The following is a 970-nucleotide window of genomic DNA, read 5'->3' as shown; positions in this document are numbered from 1 at the left end:
TTAGCAATTAGCAAATTTGGAAATTAGCAGATTAGGAAATTTAGTAGATTTTCTAATCTGCTAATTTGCTATTTAAAAATAAAGTTGTACTTTTGTGCCTTAAAACATTAGATAATCGACAAATTGACAAATTAGCAAATCGACAAATTATCTAATCGACACATCATATTAATGAATTTATTTGAACAATTAGGTCTTGATGAACCTATCCTCAGAGCCATAACTGATATGGGCTTTGAAACTCCTTCTGAAATCCAACAAAAAGCCATTCCTACCCTCTTAGAAGATGATACCGATATGGTAGCTTTAGCTCAAACAGGTACTGGTAAAACAGCTGCCTTTGGCTTCCCTCTTCTGCAGCTTATCGACACTGATAGCAAGCTTACACAAGGGCTTATCCTTTCGCCTACGCGCGAACTTTGTTTGCAAATTGCTTCAGAATTGAAAAATTACGCTAAATATTTGCCTAAGGTGAATGTGGTAGCGGTATACGGTGGTGCGAGTATAGAAGAACAAGCGCGTAGCCTGAAAAAAGGGGCGCAAATAATAGTGGCTACTCCAGGGCGTATGCAGGATATGATACGCCGCAATTTTGTGGATATTAGCCATATTAACTACTGTGTGTTAGACGAGGCTGATGAGATGCTCAATATGGGCTTTTATGAAGATATAACCGCTATTTTGTCGCATACCCCTAAGGAGAAAAGTACGTGGCTTTTTTCGGCTACGATGCCTAATGAGGTTGCGCGGATAGCTCGTCAGTTTATGCGTAAACCTATCGAGATAACTGTCGGCACACGCAATCAGGCGAGTAGCACTGTGCAGCACGAGTATTACGTGGTAAATGGGCGACATAGGTATCAGGCACTCAAACGATTAGCAGATGCCAATCCTGATATTTTCTCGGTAGTTTTCTGTCGTACTAAGAAAGATACGCAAGCCGTAGCTGAAAAGTTGATAGAAGATGGTT

1 protein-coding gene is annotated in these 970 nt (G+C 40.3%); it reads left to right on the top strand.

The window, feature by feature from the left end:
- Nucleotides 1-171: 171 nt before the first annotated feature.
- Nucleotides 172-970 (top strand): DEAD/DEAH box helicase (locus HMPREF9074_RS05650; RefSeq protein ID WP_034539943.1); only part of this gene is annotated, 799 nt, incomplete at its 3' end.

The sequence above is a fragment of the Capnocytophaga sp. oral taxon 329 str. F0087 genome, assembly GCF_000213295.2.
Classification (GTDB): domain Bacteria; phylum Bacteroidota; class Bacteroidia; order Flavobacteriales; family Flavobacteriaceae; genus Capnocytophaga; species Capnocytophaga leadbetteri_A.
Note: the sequence above shows the minus strand (reverse complement) of the source record. Positions and strands in the feature narration are given on the sequence as shown.